We start from the raw sequence: 18,522 nt of genomic DNA on the forward strand, positions 1-18,522 counted from the left end.
TGACATTAACGTGACGTTTTGCCAAAATCAGTCGATTTGTTAGTTATTTGGTGCGAGAGGAGATATTTCTGAAAGTGATTTTCTGGTAAGGGTTTACTATATAAATACCCCTGTAATTGCTCACAGCGTAAACCAGATAGGAAGTTGAGCTGTTGATTGGTCTCAACTCCCTCTGCGACTACTTGCATGCCTAAGTTGTGCGCAATTGTCACTATAGTAGCAACCATGTTACGTCCTTGCTCAGACTCTTCAATATCATCAACAAAAGCTTTATCTATTTTTAAGGTATTAAGCGGAAACTTCTTTAAATAAGCGAGCGATGAGTAGCCAGTACCAAAATCATCTAACGACAAGTGAATACCCATAGCTCGAATTTGCAACATAATATCAATGGCTTTTTGGGGAGAGTCCATAACGGTACCTTCCGTTATTTCTAATTCAAGGTACTTAGCCGGTAATTGACTTTCTTTGAGAATGTCAGCAATCATGCCAACCAAATTAGGCTGGGTAAATTGCACCGCTGATAAATTGACCGCTACCCGACCACTAAATAGCCCGGCATCAACCCATTTTTTAGTTGCAAAACATGACTTTCTTAAAACCACTTCGCCAATGTCAATTATTTGGCCTGTTTCTTCCGAAATAGGGATAAAAGTTATTGGGCTAATGATGCCTTTTTTAGGGGTTTCGAAACGCACTAAGGCTTCCATACCGGCCACTTTACCGGTAGAAATTTCAATCTTAGGTTGATAGAAGACTGAGAAGGAATCTTCTTTTAAACCATGGCGTATTAAGCTTTCAACTTGTAAGCGCTTAACTGCTGCCTTATTCATCGAATCACTAAAGAACTGATACTTATTACCACCATTGTTTTTAGCATGATACATGGCTGTATCTGCGTTTTTCAGTAGCTCTTGCGGTGATATACCATCTTCAGGATAAAGTACAATACCTAAGCTACTAAAAAGAACTACTTCTTGATTTCTCAGTTTTAGCGGCTGGGCAATGGTCGTTAGCACATCTTTAGCAATACTGGTGATCGTATGAATATCGTTGGTGTTTTCAATAATAATACTAAATTCGTCACCACCTAAGCGGTAAACCGTATCTTGCTTTCTGCCAACAGCTTGCATTCTCTTTGCTACCTGACATAGAAGTACGTCTCCTACTTCGTGTCCCATAGAGTCATTAATCTTTTTAAAATTATCTAAATCAAAAACCAGTAGAGCATGAGGGGCTTTTTTATTAACTAGCAGAGTTTGATTAGCTTGAAAATATGAACGATTAGGAAGACCCGTTAAGGTATCGCTATTAGCCAATTTACGCAGTTCAGCTTCGGTTTCTTTGCGTTTAGTTATATCAGAAAATACACCAACAAAATGAGAAATACTTTTATTCTCATCAAGTATTACATCGATATTTAGGTCGGTTAAATACTCTTCGCCATTATCACGTTTACTTTCGATTTCATCGTGCCAACTGCCTTTGGTTATTAAGTGCTTTTTTACATCTTTGGTGAAACTTTTTGGGTATTGGGCAAAATCTAACGTTATACCAAGCATCTCTTTACGCGTTTTTTGTGTGATGCGTTGGTAAGATTTATTGACATCAACAATATTAAAAGCACGATCGTATATAACAACCGCATCAGAAATATTTTCAATACACTTGGCAAATAACTTTAAACGTTCGTCAGCTTTTTTTATGCGACTTATATCTTTTAAAGTACCTGTCATACGGGTTGGGGTGCCTTTTTCATCGCGTTCAACTATTTTCCCACGGTCAAGCACCCATATCCATTTATCATCTTTATTTTTAACGCGATAGGTTGCTTCAAAATGGTCAGTATCGTTATCAAAATGGTCATTTATCGCGTCACGAACACGCGCAATATCGTGTTCATTAATGTTAGTCTTATCTGCACCTACGTTGCGTTTACCATCTTGCGGAAATTCTAAAATCCCCCAAATATTTGAACGATAAATTTTTCCCGTTACTATATTCCAATCCCACATCTCATCGCCACTTCCCCATAAGGAAAGTTTCAAACGTTCTTCACTTTTTTGAATTTGTAAGTGAAATAAACGCTTATGGCGTATTTGCTGAACAAAATAAGCAATGACTAATAAGATAAGTAAGGCATAAATACTAATGGCACCTTTTGATAACCACCAAGGAGCCAGTATATGGATATTTAAGGTACTCTTTTTACTTGGAACGGTATCTAGCAAATCATAGGCTTCAACTTCAAAGATATAGTCACCTGCACTAAGGTTAGTGTAAGTTGCTCTATGGTTGTTTTTTCCTGCATAAATCCATTTTTTTTCTAAATTTAATAAGCGATAGCGATAGGACAATTGATTTATGTGTTTGGAATTTGGAGAAATAAATTCAAGGCTAAATGGGGATTGTTTATGTTCAAGAGTGAGTTTTGTTAATTGGCTTAACTTACTGGGTAAAGTGTAGCTATTAGATAAACGACTTTGCTTACTTTCTATATTGATTTTTTTGTTTGCTATGAATAAATCAATAAAAATAGGTTTATTTAACTCTTGATCTATTTCTAATATTTTAGTTGGAAATATTTTATGGAAACCATTATTTCCACCAAAATATATATCTTGATTAGATGTTATTATTGATGAATTCCAGATAAATTCATTATCTAATAAATGAAGGTCTTTACTAAAGTTTTTAATCGTTTTACTAATTGGTGAGATAACACTAATTGCTCCATTTGTTGATAGCCAAGCATTATCCTGTGTATCTAGTTCCACTGAATATATTAAATTGTTTTCTAACCCATTACTTTTATTAAAGTGAATAGACGACTTTTTATTTTTATCATATAGTGAAATACCTTGTTCAGAGCTTAACCATACCCAATTATTTGAAACTTTAATATTGGTAACTTCTATAGCTGGTAAATCTTCAATGTTTGCGACTGTCTTGTATGAAAATTCTTTTGATGATAGATCTAAAGAAATTAATTTATTGTTAGTAGTTAGTGTCCATAAAGTATTTTTTTTATCAATATGAATAGCTTTAAATTGGCCACTATCTTTATATTTGATTCTAGAAAATTTGTGAGTCTCAATATGGAAATTAGTTAATAGTCCTTCCTTGTCGATAAACCAGATGTAGTTATTGTGTACTTGAAATGCGTAACTCCTATCGTATTTAGCGTTGTCCCAACTATCTATTTTTTTTGTTTTATTGCTTTCAATATCGTATAAAAAAAGTTTTTCTGAAAAGGTATCCAACCAGATGTTATTATTACTGTCAGCTTGGATTTGAACTATATATTCATTTGATAATTTAATTTTAGAGACTGTTTTATGTTTATCATCTATATAATTTAATCCCGTATTATCAGAATAATACCAAAGTTTTTCATCTTGAGTTTCTGTAAATGAAACTATTGAAGGTTCGCTATTTCCTGAAATATAATGCTGAAAATATTTACTATCCTCTACAAAAAAACTAATTCCCTTACCTTTTGTTCCTATCCACAGGTTATTAGAACGGTCTTTGGTAATTGTAAAAATTGTTTCTTTTAATGATTTCGAGGTATTCATTGAGTGTTGATGAAAACTAATTTCACCTGTGCGTAAATCAACTGTATTTAAGCCATTTTCGGTTCCAAACCAAACTGTATTTTCGTTTAACTGAACAATACTTCGAACCTTATTTGAAACAATTTTATTTACCGGATGATCTACATTATAGCGACTAACTAAATTATAGTTTTTATCTATTACATAAACGCCGAGATCGGTCGCTAACCAATATTCTTTATTGATTTCCTTTATATCAAATAATGAATTAGCCTCAATGGTTATATGCCATTTGTTGTTTGTTTTTTGAAGGGAACCGGAGTAGTTGCGATCTAGATTTACTAAATATATCCCCTTGTCATAACTACCGAACCAATAATTACCATTATCATCTTGATACATGGTTTTTATTTCTTTGATATTATTATTAAGCCCATGAACGGTTATATGTGAAAATTTTCCTCCATCAACGTACTTTTGAATACCATTTGTTGTAGATATCCAAATAGTTCCTTTTTTATCTTGATAGATATCCCAAACCTTATCGTCTTTTAATGACTCATTATTACCTTCTTGATGATAATAATTCTCAAAATTATCAAGTAGTACATTATATTTACTTAAACCTTTCTGGGTACCAACCCATAGCACCCCATCTTTATCAATAAATACTTTACGGATAAAGTTATTGGCAATCGAATTGGGGTTTTCTAAATTTTTACGATAATGTACGAAGTTTTTTCCATCATATCTATTGAGGCCATCTTCTGTCGCTATCCATATAAAACCATCGAGATCTTGAGCAATATCAAAGACGTTGTTTTGGCTTAAGCCCTCAGTGGTTAATAAATGCTTGAATTTTAAAGCGGCTTGGCTGGATAGTGAGGTGTTTTCTGCAATGAGATTTTCTGTTGTTGTTTGTTCAGCCAAAGCACTTTGGATACCAAATATTAATGTGAGAGTGAGTAAGCATAAAATGCGGAAGAACTGTTGGGATTTTATAAAATGAGTTTTTGGAAAAAAATTAAGCACAAATACAACCTTGGATAGAAGCTTCAATTAGGCTTATTTACACCACTCATAATATAAAATAGAAGAAAATATTTATAATGAATTATTTGACCGTTTGAACGGTATAAATTAAGCAAGCAATTTTATTATTTTTGTTATTTATATTGCATCAAGCCACATTAAAAATCATGGCTAGAGCTAAGTCAACTTATTTACCCTTATATGAATTAGATACTCGGATAAGTTAATATCATTAGCCCTAATATTTTATCGGCAGGTTTAGTATTTTCTTTGACAATTTTTTAATTTTTTTTCAATACTTTCATTGTGCTGCAATGTTTTCTCATCATTTTCTGCAATGTTTTCTTGGTAACTTGCTAAGGTTATCCTGTCGGTATTGTTGTTAAATAAAAGTTGTTGAGTAAAGAAGCGACTAATATCATCAATCGTCAATGATAAAATAACGTTGATCAATTGTTGTTTCTCATCGAAATTCGTTTCTTTATTACAAATAGCGGCCCAAAATCGTTGGCTCTTTATTCGTAAACTTGAGTCTTTTTCTTGTAATTGACTCGCCAAACCTTGTTGAATATGTTGCCAATCTTGCTCAGATAACAGTGTTAAATTGTCCTGTGCTCTATTAATAAACTCGTTTATTTCTTTTACTAAAACAATAGCGTCAACGTGCGGTGACTGTATATAGAAAGCGATACCAGGATAACGATTAATAGGAATGAAGCCAACTCCTACCAGATAACCAAATTGTTTTTCAGTGCGCATTTCTTGAAAAAATAGGGGTGACAATATTTGGCTGGCGATCATCGTTATCGCTATTGTTGTTAAATCTTTTCCTACGAACGGGTAATACACCACGGCAGCATGATCATGTTCTGGTAAATGCAAAGGAAGGTGAATGTCACCTTGGTCTTCAATATCAAGAACAGGTACATTAACGGCATACTTATCTGAATAATGATGACTAAATGCTGCTTTTAATTGTTCACTAAATTTCAATGCATGTTCAGGTAACCAGTTGCCATGCATTAACGCCTCAATAGTTATCTCATCAAACAAGTGTTTTCTAAAGGCGACAAACTCTTCGAAAGAAGTATTTTCTAGCGCGTTAGCGAGTGAACTACTTGTTGGGTTTTTAGGTTGCATTGTTGAGCTAAGAATCGAAAATAATTGCGAAATAGATTTACTGGTTTGCGCGTTATGCCAGTGGTTAATTAATTGTTTTTTAAATAACTCAAACTTTTCTTCAATGAAATTCTCAGTGACTAGACTTATCAATAACTGTTCGAGTAACTTGTCTTGTTTAGTACTAACCCCTGATAGTTGTAGAGTAATACCACCTTGGTGCGAAAATAAATGGTAATGAATTCCAGCTAATTCAGCATCATAATGCTGTTCAATAACAGCATCGCTATACAAATCAACAAATAACCGTGTCATTGCAATATGTTTGCTGTCTTTTATCGTTAGGGGGGCATCAATACCTATGTAAATATAGCCCTTGGGGACAATAAAAGTACTGTCTTGTTTAAACCATACAGATAAACCATCAATTTTTTCAATTAATTTGGGGGTTTTATTACCCTGCTTAGCAACAGGTTGACACGGATATATTTTGGGCTCTTCGACAATATAAGGATTACTTAGCGGCAAAGAAAAATTAGCTGTTAATGCTTCATTTTCCCAAGTGTTAATTTGCAGTTGAGTTATTTTTTCAATACTGAAAGGAACTTGGTACCAAAAACTATTTTTATCAAATTCATTTTGCGCACTAATATGAATAATGCGCATATTACTTGCTGATAAATAGCCCAACAAGACATTGATTTCTTGTTGTTGCATACCATCCATTATGTAGTCACCGTAAATATAATCTTCGGATCCGTAATGCTGCATGTTAATAACTAACTGACAAACAGAATCTAATGGTTTTAGTTTTTCTTGGTGCTTGAACGCTAAATTAGCGATTGCCTGCTTTTCTTGATAATAAAACTCATCAACAGGTTTGCTCTTCATTAAATTTAGGTAAGAAAAAATACTGCTAATGATTTCGTTAATATGTTGCTCACCTAATTCAGTAAGCGAAATACTTAAATTGAAATCTTTAAAGTTTGAACCATTTACTCCTGAACCAGCGGTTAAGCTAAGTGCCCAACGCTGTTTTTTAAGATAAGACAGTATACTGCCTTTACCCTCATGACCCAGTAAATAGGTCAAAATAGATTCTGGTTTGTTACGGTAGTAGGGATCAATGCTGGGCATTGCAAAACTAACAATAAGTTGCCTGTCATTCTTTACCGGTTTTACATTAATTTTTATTTGTTGGTGTTCAGGTAAATAAAGCGGTATATCTATTATTTTGGGGCTTGAGGTTGCGGCTTTTATATCGGTAAATTTATTCTTTGCTAATTGTGATAACTCATCAAGTGACTGTGGGCCCTCTAATACAAGTGTCATTATGTTGGCACGATAATGCTGTTGAAAAAAATCACGTATTTCGGTTGTTAGGTCACTTTCTTTTCTATCGGCTAGTGTATCAATTGAACCAACCGAGAATTTTGAAAAAGGATGGGCTTGATTAATAGTCTCTTTGTGAACATCGTATAGACGACGAATATCGTCTTTAAGTTTAAGTTTAAATTCAGCATCAACATTCTGGCGTTCTTTTTCAACAAACTCTTGTGAGAGTAACGGACTGATAAAGAATTGGCTAAAACGATCTAAAGCGAAAGTAAAATGTTGATGTTGGATATCAAAGAAAAAACAGGTGTGCTCAGTTGCTGTCCATGCATTATTACTGCCGCCATGTTGACTAATATATTTTTGATATTCACTGCCGTCTGGATAAGACTTAGTGCCTAAAAATAGCATGTGTTCTAGAAAATGGGCTAAACCTTCACGGTTGCTGGGGTCACTAAAGTGGCCAATATTTACTGCCAATGCTGCAGCTGATTTATTGGTTTGTTCGTTGTGAACTAATAGAACACGCAAGCCATTAGCTAATGTTAAGGTTTTATATTGCTTGTTGTCATTTGGGCTTTGTTTCAATATCGGCTCCGGCAAACACTGCAGCAACCTCATTTGTGACGAACACTGGAAAGGTAAGCGTTTGTTTCTAAGATTATTTTAATTATCTAGTTAAATTACCTGAAGCACCAACTAGAGTCTATTGTATTCTTAATTTATCTATTAATTATCTATACTATAGACTGAAATAAGCGCTAAAATGCCATCGATTTGAAAAAATGATGTTATTTGGAAAATTTATGCGAATATTTGTAATGCGACATGGTCAAGCTCAAGCAATGGCTCCTTCTGATAAAGGTCGTGAATTAACTGCCGTTGGTCAACGTGAAGCTGAAGTGATGGCAAAGAAATTGGTCCATCAAAAAGAGCACTTTGATGCTATTTTTGTTAGCCCTTATGTTCGCGCTCAACAAACCGCAAAAATTGTAAAAAACATCTTAGCAACAACAACAACTCTAACCACGCTTGAATTTATAACGCCAGAAGACTCAGCTCAACAAATGCATAATTATATTGATGTCACTTTCATCGATAATGCCCAGGCAAATGTACTTATTGTTTCACATATGCCTTTGGTCTGTTATTTAGTGGAAGAGTTTACCTGTGGTCAACATGCGCCGTTATTTGAAACCGCCTCTATTGCGGTTATTGATTATGATATAAGTACCGCGAAAGGGCGGTTAGTTTCGCATACGACACCCAACAGTCTTTAGTGCTCTGGTTAGATAATATCAGCGAAGCGATCATTAAGTTCAACTAAAACCAATAATGCGCCATTACCACCCCACTCAAGTGGTGCTTGATGAAAAGCCATTACGTCAGGGTGCTGTACTAGCCAATGTGGGACTTTATTCTTTAGTACCTGTGAACCTAAGCCATGTACAATACAGACACACTTCGCATGTTCTTTTTTACAAGCAAACATTAGCGCGGCAATTTCTAACTTGGCTTTTTTCTGATCTAAACCATGTAAATCTAAAATTAAATCGGGTGCGTACTGACCGCGTCTTAAATTTTTAGCCTCAAAGCTGTCAACATCTTCACGCACATATTTCATCGGCCCTTGCTGATTCAGATTTGGTTCAAACTCATCAGAAAAGTAGAACTCAGCATGTTGTTTTTTCTTCGCATCTGCTTTGTTTTTTCCAAGATGTAAAGATTGATTTTGGCTTTGCTTTTTTATAGGCGCAATTTTATCTTGCACAATTGGCTTTACTTTACCAATAGCCTGCATAAATAAATCTTTCTCATCGGGTGTCAATGCGTCTTTAAATTTCATCTTGGAAACTACATTCTTACTTTAAGAGGGAAAACAATTCAAATTCTAAAAACATCTGTGGGCAATAACAAGCAAAAGGTTATAATACCCAGTAAATTAACTCAATGATCAATGTTAATGCTCTAAATATCCAAAAACAGCGTTGCTTTTAATCCCAATAGCCAGCTATTAGTCAATCAATCGTCTTGTTCTTGAAAATTTATCTTCATTTAAATTTGCACCATGAATTAATTTAATTGTTATAGTACCCCTTATAAAACTTGTTAAATAAAGAGAGTAAATGTGAACGAAGTTGATTTTTCACCGATTAAGGATGAACTGTTTACCATAGGTGATTATCTACGGTTTGCCACCAGTGAATTTAATCAAGCCGAGCTTTTTTTTGGTCACGGTACTAATAATGCGTGGCATGAAGCTATAACTTTAGTGATGTTCGCTTTAAACTTGCCAGTAGAGTTAAATGAACAAGTGTTTAATTGTCGTTTAACATCAACTGAAAAATCAGCGGTATTGGCCTTAATTGAACGACGTATCGTCGAACAACTGCCGGCTGCATATTTAACCAATCATGCCCAGTTTGTTGGCTTACCCTTTTATGTTGATGAACGGGTTTTAGTACCACGCTCCCCTATTGGTGAATTAATAGAGCAACACTTTTCGCCAAATTTTTCACCCGAAAATCCACCTAAACGTATTCTTGATTTATGTACGGGAAGCGGCTGTATTGCCATTGCTTGTGCGGTAGCGTTCCCTGAATCCGAGGTTGATGCGCTCGACTTATCAATTGATGCGTTAAATGTTGCACAAATTAATATTGAAAATCATGGTTTAACAGAACAAGTTATTCCAATTCAATCTGACGTTTTTTCTGGGGTTGAGGGGCTAAGTTATGATTTAATCGTAACCAACCCACCTTATGTTGATCAAGAAGACGTTGACGCATTACCGCAAGAATACTTGCATGAACCTGAAATGGGCTTAGGTTCGGGGGTCGATGGCTTAGATATTGTTCGTGAAATTCTTGCTCAAGCGGCGAGTCATTTAAATGAGAACGGTGTGTTAATTTGTGAAGTAGGTAACTCTCAAATTCATGTTGAGCATGTTTATCCACAGGTGCCTTTTACGTGGTTAACCTTTAAAAATGGTGGGCATGGTGTGTTTATGTTGACTAAAGAACAGTTAACAAGCCATCAGAACAGTTTTACGCAAGCATTTGAACAAAAGTAATTTAGCTTATTTACCGTAATCGTGTATTCAAATAATAGAGAGAAGATATATTCATGTCAGGCAATACCTTTGGAAAATTATTTACCGTAACATCATTTGGTGAAAGCCATGGTTTAGGCTTAGGTGCAATTATTGATGGTTGTCCGCCAGGACTCGCCTTATCAGAAGCTGACTTACAAGATGATCTTGACCGTCGTCGTCCTGGCACTTCTCGTTATACTACGGCACGTCGTGAAGCCGATCAGGTTAAAATAATGTCGGGTGTTTTTGAAGGCAAAACCACAGGAACGCCTATTGGGCTGTTAATTGAAAATACCGATCAACGTTCAAAAGATTATGGAAATATCGCGCAAAGCTTTCGTCCAGGTCATGCTGATTATACCTATTGGCAAAAATATGGTATTCGTGACTATCGTGGCGGCGGAAGATCGTCAGCACGTGAAACCGCTATGCGAGTTGCCGCAGGCGCCGTAGCTAAAAAGTACTTAAAAGAAAAATTTAATGTTGAAATTCAGGGGTGTGTTACCCAAATAGGTGATGTTTGCGCAACTAATATTGATTGGGATATTGTAGAAAACAATCCATTTTTCTTTCCTGACGAAACTAAACTTGAAGCCTTAGACGAATTATTGCGTGGTATTATTCGTGAAAAGGATTCTATTGGCGCTAAAATTATGGTGCGAGCCACTAACGTTCCTGTTGGTTTAGGTGAACCTATCTTTGATCGAATGGACGCAGATATCGCTCATGCGCTTATGGGCATAAATGCTGTTAAAGGTGTTGAGATTGGTGATGGTTTTGCTGTCGTCAATCAAAGAGGCTCTGAGCACCGCGATGAGTTAACGCCTGAGGGTTTTGCAAGTAACCACAGTGGAGGCATTTTAGGCGGAATTTCATCAGGACAAAGTATTGTTGCAAATATTGCGATGAAACCAACTTCAAGTATTGGTGTTAGTGGTAAAACCATTGATTTAGATGGTAAAGCGACAGACTTAGTGACTAAAGGTCGCCACGACCCTTGTGTGGGTATTCGTGCGGTTCCTATTGCTGAAGCTATGTTAGCACTAACCTTGATGGATCATTTTTTACGTCATCGTGGACAAAATGCTGATGTCGTTTGTGCAACACCTGATATAGAAGCTTAAGTCGTCTTTATTATTAAATACCAAAAGTGATGACATCAGTTAAGTTCGTCAGACTGTCTTCGAGTTACTTTTGGTATTTTGCTATCTTAGGCTTGATCATTCCTTTTCTACCTGTTTTTCTTGATGCCAAAAGCTTCAGCTCAATTGAAATAGGTGAAATTTTGGCTATTATTACAGCCACTAAAATCATCGGTCCAACCTTTTGGGCTTTTGCCGCCGATAAATCAGGTAAACAATTAACCATTATTCGCAGCGGTGCCTTGTTGGCATTATTGAGTTTTTCATTACTTTTTTGGCTAAATGGTTATTGGCCTGTTGTTTTTTGTTTAGCGATTTTTAGCTTGTTCTGGACCGCTGTTTTACCTCAGCTTGAGGTGCTTACTCTTAATTCCATTAGACGTAGTGCTAAAATTTATGCGCGTATACGCTTATGGGGCAGTGTCGGTTTTATTTTCTTGGCTGTGATAGCCGGGGATTTAATTGAACGATATTCCGCAGATGCTTTTACTTATTTAGGTGTCATTGTGCTGGCGGGACTATTTCTTTCAAGCATGAAACTCCACCCTGCAAAAAAGACTAAAAATCCTGTGCAGCAAATCGAAAAAATCAGCGATAAAATATTCAGTCGCTCATTTATATTCTTTTTTCTTGCTGGCCTGATGTTACAAATGAGTTTTGGTCCTTATTATGGTTTTTTTGCGCTTTACCTTCGTGAGCTCGCTTATCCGGGATTTGCGGTTGGTATCTTCATTACCATCTCGGTATTGGCTGAAATTCTTATTTTTATCTATGCGAGTATATTCTTTCGATACTTCCGACTAAAAACCTTGCTGGCCATCAGTATATTACTCACCTCGTTACGTTGGTTTATGACGGGTAGTTTTGCCGATGTCATTTGGGTACTTGTTTTAGTACAGTGCATACATGCGCTGAGTTTTGGTTTGTACCATAGTGTTTCTATCCAATTTATCCATCAACATTTTAATCACGACCAACAAAATCGTGGCCAAGCTATTTATATCGGTGGTGTTTATGGTCTAGGTGGCGCGATTGGCGCTTATATTGCTGGTATCGTTTGGCAAGGAGGGCAAGGCAGTGAACTTGCCTATAACCTAGCGGCATCTGCAGCATTTATTGGCTTTGTGTTAGTGTTATTCATGCAAGATAGGCAACAAGTTAATGTCAGTGGCTAAGACTTATCCGCGTTCTCATCCTTTTATATCTTTTTATACTCAATATATTTTTCAGCCTAGTGTTTAATCACTAGGCTGACATTCATCTTTCTTAATTAATTAGCATTTAGAAGAATAGGTTCTCCTAAACCTAATGCTTTTAGACGTGGTAGTTGCGATTTTGCATCACCTACCACTAAGTAAATCATTTGTTGATGGTGTAAATGTTGATTGGCTAAAGACTTGACGTTAGCCAAAGTTAAGCTTTCAACTGATTTTGCTCGTGCTAATACATAGTTTATTGGCAAGTTGTACTGGCTAATATTTTCTAACATGGTCAGTTTAGCGTTATATGTTTCGAATTTTCTCGCATTACTCTTTAAATAATAGCTTTGAGTAGTTGCTAAATCTTGGTCAGTAAAATCAGTTTGATAATTTTCTACCAGCGATTTTATTAATGCTGTAGCCTCTAATGTGACATTGGTGCGCACACCACTGCTAACGATAAACTCGCCACTTGATTTACTGCCGCTAAAACTTGAACGCACGCCGTAGGTATAACCTTTTCCTTCACGTAATTCTTGGGTGAGTTTTGAAGCGAAACTACCGCCGCCTAGAATATAATTCATCACTTGAGCACTATAGAAATCTTTATGCATAGCATTTAAGGCTGGGAAGCCAATTCTCAACTGCGATTGCTTAGCATCGGGTACATCATAAAAATATAGGGTTGATGTTGTGGGTAGCGCTGCTGGTAACATCTTAGGCAAAACAGCTTTAGTATTAAGCCAATTATTTTCTAATTTTTTAAAAGCCGTTAATACGCTTGTTTCATCGATATCGCCAACAATATGAATATCCGTTAAATTTGGCGACAGTTTTGTTTGATAAAATATTTTTAAATCAGCTAAGGTGATTTCCTCAACAGACAATAATGTCCCTAATAAGTTATTCGATAAAATATGAGTTTTACCATAAAGTAATTTATTCATTTGGTTATTAGCCAATTGGTTGGGGTTGGTTTGCTGTTGTATTATTTGACTAATAATATCTTGCTTGGTGAGAGTAAACTCTTTTTCATCCCAACGAGGCGCTAAGAGCATCTCTGTGATCAAGTCGACAGTTGCTTGATAGTTTCTTGCTAAAGTACTGGCTGATAGCTTTATTGATTCTTGAGTTGCATAAATACTAATGGTAGCGCCAAGTTTATTAATCGCTTCTTCTAGTTGTTGAGGGCTTTTATACTTGGTCCCTTTATTCATCATTTCAGCGACTAAGTTGGCGACACCGACTTTTTGTATATCATCAAATAATAAGCCACCAGCAACCGTTATCTCAAGCTGTACTAAAGGGACTTCGCTATTTTTTATCCCGTAAAAATGTAGCCCATTGCTTAACTGACTTTGCCAAACGGTAGGTACCGATAGTGTTGGGGCTTCACCATATTTAGGTTCACTCGCTCGATCGAAACTTGAAGGCGTATTTACATAACGTGATTGCTGGCCAGCATCAAAACTTTGCTCTGCATTAGCGACAATTTTTTCTTCAATAATTTGTGCTTTTATAGAGTTTTCTAATGCTAAGTCTTTTTGGCCTTTCGGTACAAAACTGGTGGCAACAAAACTTTTGTCTTTAATATATTGATGATAAACACGTAAAACATCTGCTTTGTTGACGGCTAAAATATTTTTAGCTTCTTGGTTAATAAAACCAGGATCCTGAGTGAAAATATTATATTGTGCTAATTTAAAGCCCTTACCTAATACACTTGAAAGCCCACGATAGAAGGCTGTTTCTTGACCTGCCTTAATCGTAGCAAGATCTTCATCACTAAAACCTTTTTTTTCAAACTCGCTAAGTGCTTGACTAATTGCTTGGTCAATCTGGTTTAAGTCAGTGTTCTCAAAGCCTCGTACCTTTACCATTAATTGGCCTGCCAACTCTGATTGGTAGTGATACATGGTTACTCGAGAGGTTAAGGTTAATTCATCAATTAGCTTTTTATTGAGTAAGGCTTTCTTACCATCACTGAGCAATTCAACTAAAACATTTAATGCGTAACTGTCTGAGTGATATTGTGGGACTGTTGGCCAAGTTAGGCTGAGTTCGGGTAACTTAGCAAAATTATCTTCATGATAAATTTTCTTGGTTGTTGTTAGATTTGCAGCTTGCTTGGCGAGGGGCGATATTTCATTACCCGCCTTAATCTCATCAAAATACTTATGTACCCAAGCTTTTGCTTGTGCTTCATCAAAGTCACCGGCAATAACCAAGGTAACATTATTGGGGACATACCAGCTTTTAAAGAAATCTTTAACATCTTGAAGTGTTGAGTTTTGTAAATCAGATAATGAACCAATCACTTGCCAGTTGTAAGGGTGACTCTCTGGATAAAGATTTTTATCAATAACATACTGTGTATGACCATAAGGGCGGTTGTCATAACTTTGTCTTTTTTCATTTTTAACCACTTGTTTTTCTTTGGCGAGTACTTCTTCGGTCACCGTATTGATAAAAAAACCTAGTTTGTCAGCTTCAGCCCAGATCATTTTTTCTAAAGCGTCATTGGGGACAGTTTGATAATAATTTGTTCTATCGCGGCTAGTCGAGCCGTTTGCACCTGAGCCGCCAATACGGGCACTCATTTTGTCTAATCCACCTTTACCCAGGTTTTCAGACTCGAGAAAGAGCAAATGTTCAAATAAATGAGCAAAGCCTGTTCGTCCTTGTGTTTCACGAGCTGATCCAACATGTGCCGTTAATGCAACAGCAACAACTGGGTCTGAACGGTCTATATGAAATACAACTTCTAAACCGTTAGCTAAGACGAACTTGCTATATTCAATATTTATAGCGCTATCAACCACATTCGTCTGATCAGATTGTTGGCTGATTGTTACTGAGTTAATTGATTTTTCTGCTGTATTACAGCCAGTGTTCGCAAGAACGGTTAATAATGAAAAGCTTAGCGCTGCCCACTTCATGAGTGAAACCTTATTTTAATGATTAATAATATTGCTGATATTGTGCCTTTTATTTATCCAAACACCAATAAAAGTAACGATATAAAGTAAATTTAATGTTAATAAATATTACCAAGGTATAAAAAAAGCGCCGTAAGCGCTTCTTTCAAATCTGTTTATGTAAACTGTGACTATTTATTTAACGCTTCACCTAAGTGAGGGCGGATATCTTTTAGAATAGTTTTTAATAAACGAGGACAAGCAGCAACAATATTACCTGAAACAGTATGGTTGTGATCGCCAACGAAATCAGTGACTAAACCACCGGCTTCAATAATTAATAATTCACCAGCAGCAGATTCCCAAGGTTTTAAACCAATTTGGAAATATCCATCAACACGTCCGGCAGCGACATAAGCTAAATCTAAAGCTGGAGAGCCCGAGCTGCGAAGATCTGATGATTTAGTAAATAATGTTTTAAACATTTCTAAGTAAGCGTTGCTGTGTTGCTTGTGCTTAAATGGGAAACCTGTGGCAACAATTGCACCAGAGAGTTCTTTATGTTGTTTTACGCGAATACGAAAGCCATTGAGTTGTGCGCCTTTACCACGACTAGCAGTAAAAAGTTCACCGCGAGAAGGATCAAAGATGATGGCTTGATCTAATTTACCTTTGACTTTCAAAGCAATAGACACTGAAAAATGTGGAATGCCTTTAATAAAGTTCGTTGTACCGTTTATTGGATCAATAACCCACTGGAAGTCGTCATCTTTTCCTTTAATCACACCACATTCTTCACCAATAATTGTATGGTTAGGGTATGATTTTTTTAATGTTTCAATAATGGCTTCTTCAGCGCTTAGGTCAGCACTAGTGACAAAATCATTTGTCCCTTTTGCTTGAACTTCAACTTTATCTAACTGTTCGATGGCACGAACAATAACTTTACCTGCGTTACGCGCAGCGCGAATACCAATATTAAGCATAGGATGCATATAGAGACTACCTTTTACATATTTGTAAATAGAATTAAACAGTATAACAACTTTTATAAAGAACGAGGCTTGCCGCCGAGCGGATTTTCAAGCGCGAAAATTATAGCAAAGTTATCAGTAATTAGCGACATTGTTTTTTATATAAAATATCAGAGAAAAAATTTCATAGATGTTTAATAACTAACACATAATTTTTCGCACTAACCATTTTCAATAAATTTGATGATTTTTTCTCAGCACAAGGTTAATGTTCTATGATAATATTATTGTTAATTTTAGCCATCTAGATAGTTAATACCAGCAGGTATAATTTATTTTATAAATTAACTATAAATTGAGTAATTTAAGATAATGTCAGAGCAATCATCACTTTTAAGTAATGTTCGGATTGTATTAGTTAATACTTCCGATTGTCGTAATATTGGTTCAGCCGCACGCGCTATGAAAACAATGGGGTTAAGTGAACTTATATTAGTTGATCCTATTGAAATGCCAAATGGTCAAGCACAAGCTTTAGCAGCAGGGGCTACTGATGTATTAAAAAATGCCAAGGTAGTTGCTACTTTAGCGGAAGCTATTAGTGATTGTGGTTTAGTTGTTGGCACCAGCGCACGTTCTCGTACTTTACCTTGGCCAATGTTGGAGCCAAGAGGCTGTGGAGAAAAACTTGTCGAAGAAGCCTATAACTTTCCAGTTGCTTTAGTTTTTGGTCGTGAAAGCAGTGGTTTAACTAACGACGAATTACAACTTTGTCATTTTCATGTGCAGATCCCAGCCAATCCTGATTACAGTTCATTGAACTTAGCGATGGCGGTTCAAACCTTAAGTTATGAAGTGCGGACCAGTTTTTTAATTGATCAACAAAAAGCATTTCAAACAAAAGGCGAAAATTTAAGTAAAAATTTACCCAAAAAGACGCTTGATGAAGACGAGTATCCGATCATGGACGAAACTGAGCGCTTTTATCAACATTTTGAAGATGCTTTAAAAGAAACCGGCTTTATAACACCGAGTCATCCAGGCCTAGTGATGACTAAGTTACGCCGCTTATTTAATCGTGCCCGTCCCGATGTTAAAGAAGTCAAAATGATGCGTGGAATCTTAGCTTCAGTGCAAAGAGCCGCTAAAGCTAATGATAAAGAAGCAAACAAAGAATAATAAAAGTAAGCAATCGTACCCGTTTCGATGCAAAGTGCCTTCTAAATTCTGCATTTTGACCGATAACGGGTATATATTGGTACTTGCCTTAACCAATATATAGAAGGATAGAAATATGTTCAGCCGTATCAGAGAAGATATTAAAAGTGTCTTTGATAGAGATCCCGCCGCTCGAAATACGCTAGAAGTTCTCACCAATTATCCTGGTATGCATGCCATTTGGATCCATCGCTTGAGCCATAAGTTGTGGAAAAATAACTGGTATTTACTTGCGCGTAGCTTATCAACATTTTCACGTTGGTTAACCGGTGTTGAAATTCATCCAGGAGCAACACTTGGACGTCGCTTTTTTATTGACCATGGCATGGGGATTGTTATTGGTGAAACCGCTGAGATTGGCAACGATGTTACCTTGTATCACGGTGTTACTCTAGGAGGTACAAGCTGGAATGCCGGTAAACGTCATCCAACATTAGAAGACAACGTGGTTATCGGTGCAGGAGCTCAAGTCCTTGGCCCCATTACTATCGGTAAAGGCGGTAAAGTTGGCTCAAACTCTGTGGTGGTGAAAGATGTGCCTGCTAATGCAACAGCTGTTGGTATTCCGGCACGTATTGTTAATGAAAAAAGCCAGTCAGAAAAAGAACAACGTGACCAAGTGGCTAAAAAGTTTGGTTTCGACGCCTATGCGGTATCTGCGGATAATCCTGATCCTGTCGCTAAAGCTATTGGGCGAGTCCTTGATCATATGCACTTAATGGATAAAAAAGTCGCTGACTTATGTAAAGAAGTCAATCATCTTGGTGGTGAAGTGTGTCAAGAGGATCTACCTGAACTTCGAGTTGGCGAATTTATTGACGATGAAATAGCGGCAGCTAAACGTCGAGAAAAACGTGTGGAGTCATTTGATCCCGAAATTTAATAGAAAATAATTGATGAGTTACCCGATGTTTGATCCCTATCAAACTAAGGT

11 protein-coding genes are annotated in these 18,522 nt (G+C 36.4%); 6 read left to right on the top strand and 5 right to left on the bottom strand.

Features of this window, described 5'->3' with window-relative positions; genetic code table 11:
• Positions 1-5: 5 nt before the first annotated feature.
• Both H4J57_RS11170 and H4J57_RS11175 read right to left on the bottom strand, forming a co-directional pair.
• Positions 6-4,589 carry an EAL domain-containing protein gene (locus H4J57_RS11170; RefSeq protein WP_182242948.1) on the bottom strand — a complete coding sequence of 1,528 codons (4,584 nt, stop codon included), beginning with the start codon at positions 4,587-4,589 and terminating at the stop codon, positions 6-8.
• Between the two features lie 258 nt (positions 4,590-4,847).
• On the bottom strand, positions 4,848-7,631 hold the full coding sequence (locus tag H4J57_RS11175; RefSeq protein WP_182242950.1) for an insulinase family protein: 2,784 nt from the start codon (positions 7,629-7,631) through the stop codon (positions 4,848-4,850).
• Positions 7,632-7,849: 218 nt separating this feature from the next.
• Here H4J57_RS11175 and sixA point away from each other — a divergent pair, with 218 nt between their 5' ends.
• Complete coding sequence (gene sixA, locus H4J57_RS11180) at positions 7,850-8,323, top strand: phosphohistidine phosphatase SixA (RefSeq protein WP_182242952.1); 474 nt, start codon at positions 7,850-7,852, stop codon at positions 8,321-8,323.
• A gap of 8 nt (positions 8,324-8,331) precedes the next feature.
• On the opposite strand, the gene smrB is transcribed toward sixA, so the two are convergent.
• Positions 8,332-8,889, bottom strand: coding sequence for an endonuclease SmrB (gene smrB / locus H4J57_RS11185; RefSeq protein ID WP_182242954.1), 558 nt, complete (start codon positions 8,887-8,889; stop codon positions 8,332-8,334).
• A 282-nt stretch (positions 8,890-9,171) separates the two neighbouring features.
• On the opposite strand from smrB, the gene prmB reads away from it, so the two are divergent.
• The 3 genes from prmB to H4J57_RS11200 are packed head-to-tail and all read left to right on the top strand — an operon-like array spanning position 9,172 to position 12,454.
• Positions 9,172-10,116, top strand: coding sequence for a 50S ribosomal protein L3 N(5)-glutamine methyltransferase (prmB, locus tag H4J57_RS11190; RefSeq protein ID WP_070376081.1), 945 nt, complete (start codon positions 9,172-9,174; stop codon positions 10,114-10,116).
• 53 nt (positions 10,117-10,169) lie between these two features.
• A complete protein-coding gene (gene aroC, locus H4J57_RS11195; RefSeq protein WP_182242956.1) occupies positions 10,170-11,261 on the top strand; it encodes a chorismate synthase in 1,092 nt (363 codons plus the stop codon).
• Between the two features lie 29 nt (positions 11,262-11,290).
• A complete protein-coding gene (locus H4J57_RS11200; RefSeq protein WP_182242958.1) occupies positions 11,291-12,454 on the top strand; it encodes an MFS transporter in 1,164 nt (387 codons plus the stop codon).
• Between the two features lie 95 nt (positions 12,455-12,549).
• Here the strand turns inward: H4J57_RS11200 and H4J57_RS11205 are convergent, their stop codons facing one another.
• Together H4J57_RS11205 and suhB are read right to left on the bottom strand one after the other, a co-directional pair.
• Positions 12,550-15,417 (bottom strand): pitrilysin family protein, encoded by a 2,868-nt coding sequence (locus H4J57_RS11205; protein WP_182242960.1) that lies wholly within the window; start codon positions 15,415-15,417, stop codon positions 12,550-12,552.
• A gap of 170 nt (positions 15,418-15,587) precedes the next feature.
• Positions 15,588-16,391 (bottom strand): inositol-1-monophosphatase, encoded by an 804-nt coding sequence (gene suhB / locus H4J57_RS11210; protein WP_070376083.1) that lies wholly within the window; start codon positions 16,389-16,391, stop codon positions 15,588-15,590.
• 351 nt (positions 16,392-16,742) lie between these two features.
• Between suhB and trmJ the strand changes: the two genes are divergently transcribed.
• Both trmJ and cysE read left to right on the top strand, forming a co-directional pair.
• Positions 16,743-17,549 carry a tRNA (cytosine(32)/uridine(32)-2'-O)-methyltransferase TrmJ gene (trmJ, locus tag H4J57_RS11215; RefSeq protein ID WP_182215033.1) on the top strand — a complete coding sequence of 269 codons (807 nt, stop codon included), beginning with the start codon at positions 16,743-16,745 and terminating at the stop codon, positions 17,547-17,549.
• A gap of 115 nt (positions 17,550-17,664) precedes the next feature.
• Positions 17,665-18,471 carry a serine O-acetyltransferase gene (gene cysE / locus H4J57_RS11220; RefSeq protein WP_182215031.1) on the top strand — a complete coding sequence of 269 codons (807 nt, stop codon included), beginning with the start codon at positions 17,665-17,667 and terminating at the stop codon, positions 18,469-18,471.
• The last annotated feature ends 51 nt before the right edge of the window (positions 18,472-18,522 follow it).

Source organism: Colwellia sp. BRX8-7 (assembly GCF_014077275.1).
Classification (GTDB): domain Bacteria; phylum Pseudomonadota; class Gammaproteobacteria; order Enterobacterales; family Alteromonadaceae; genus Colwellia_A.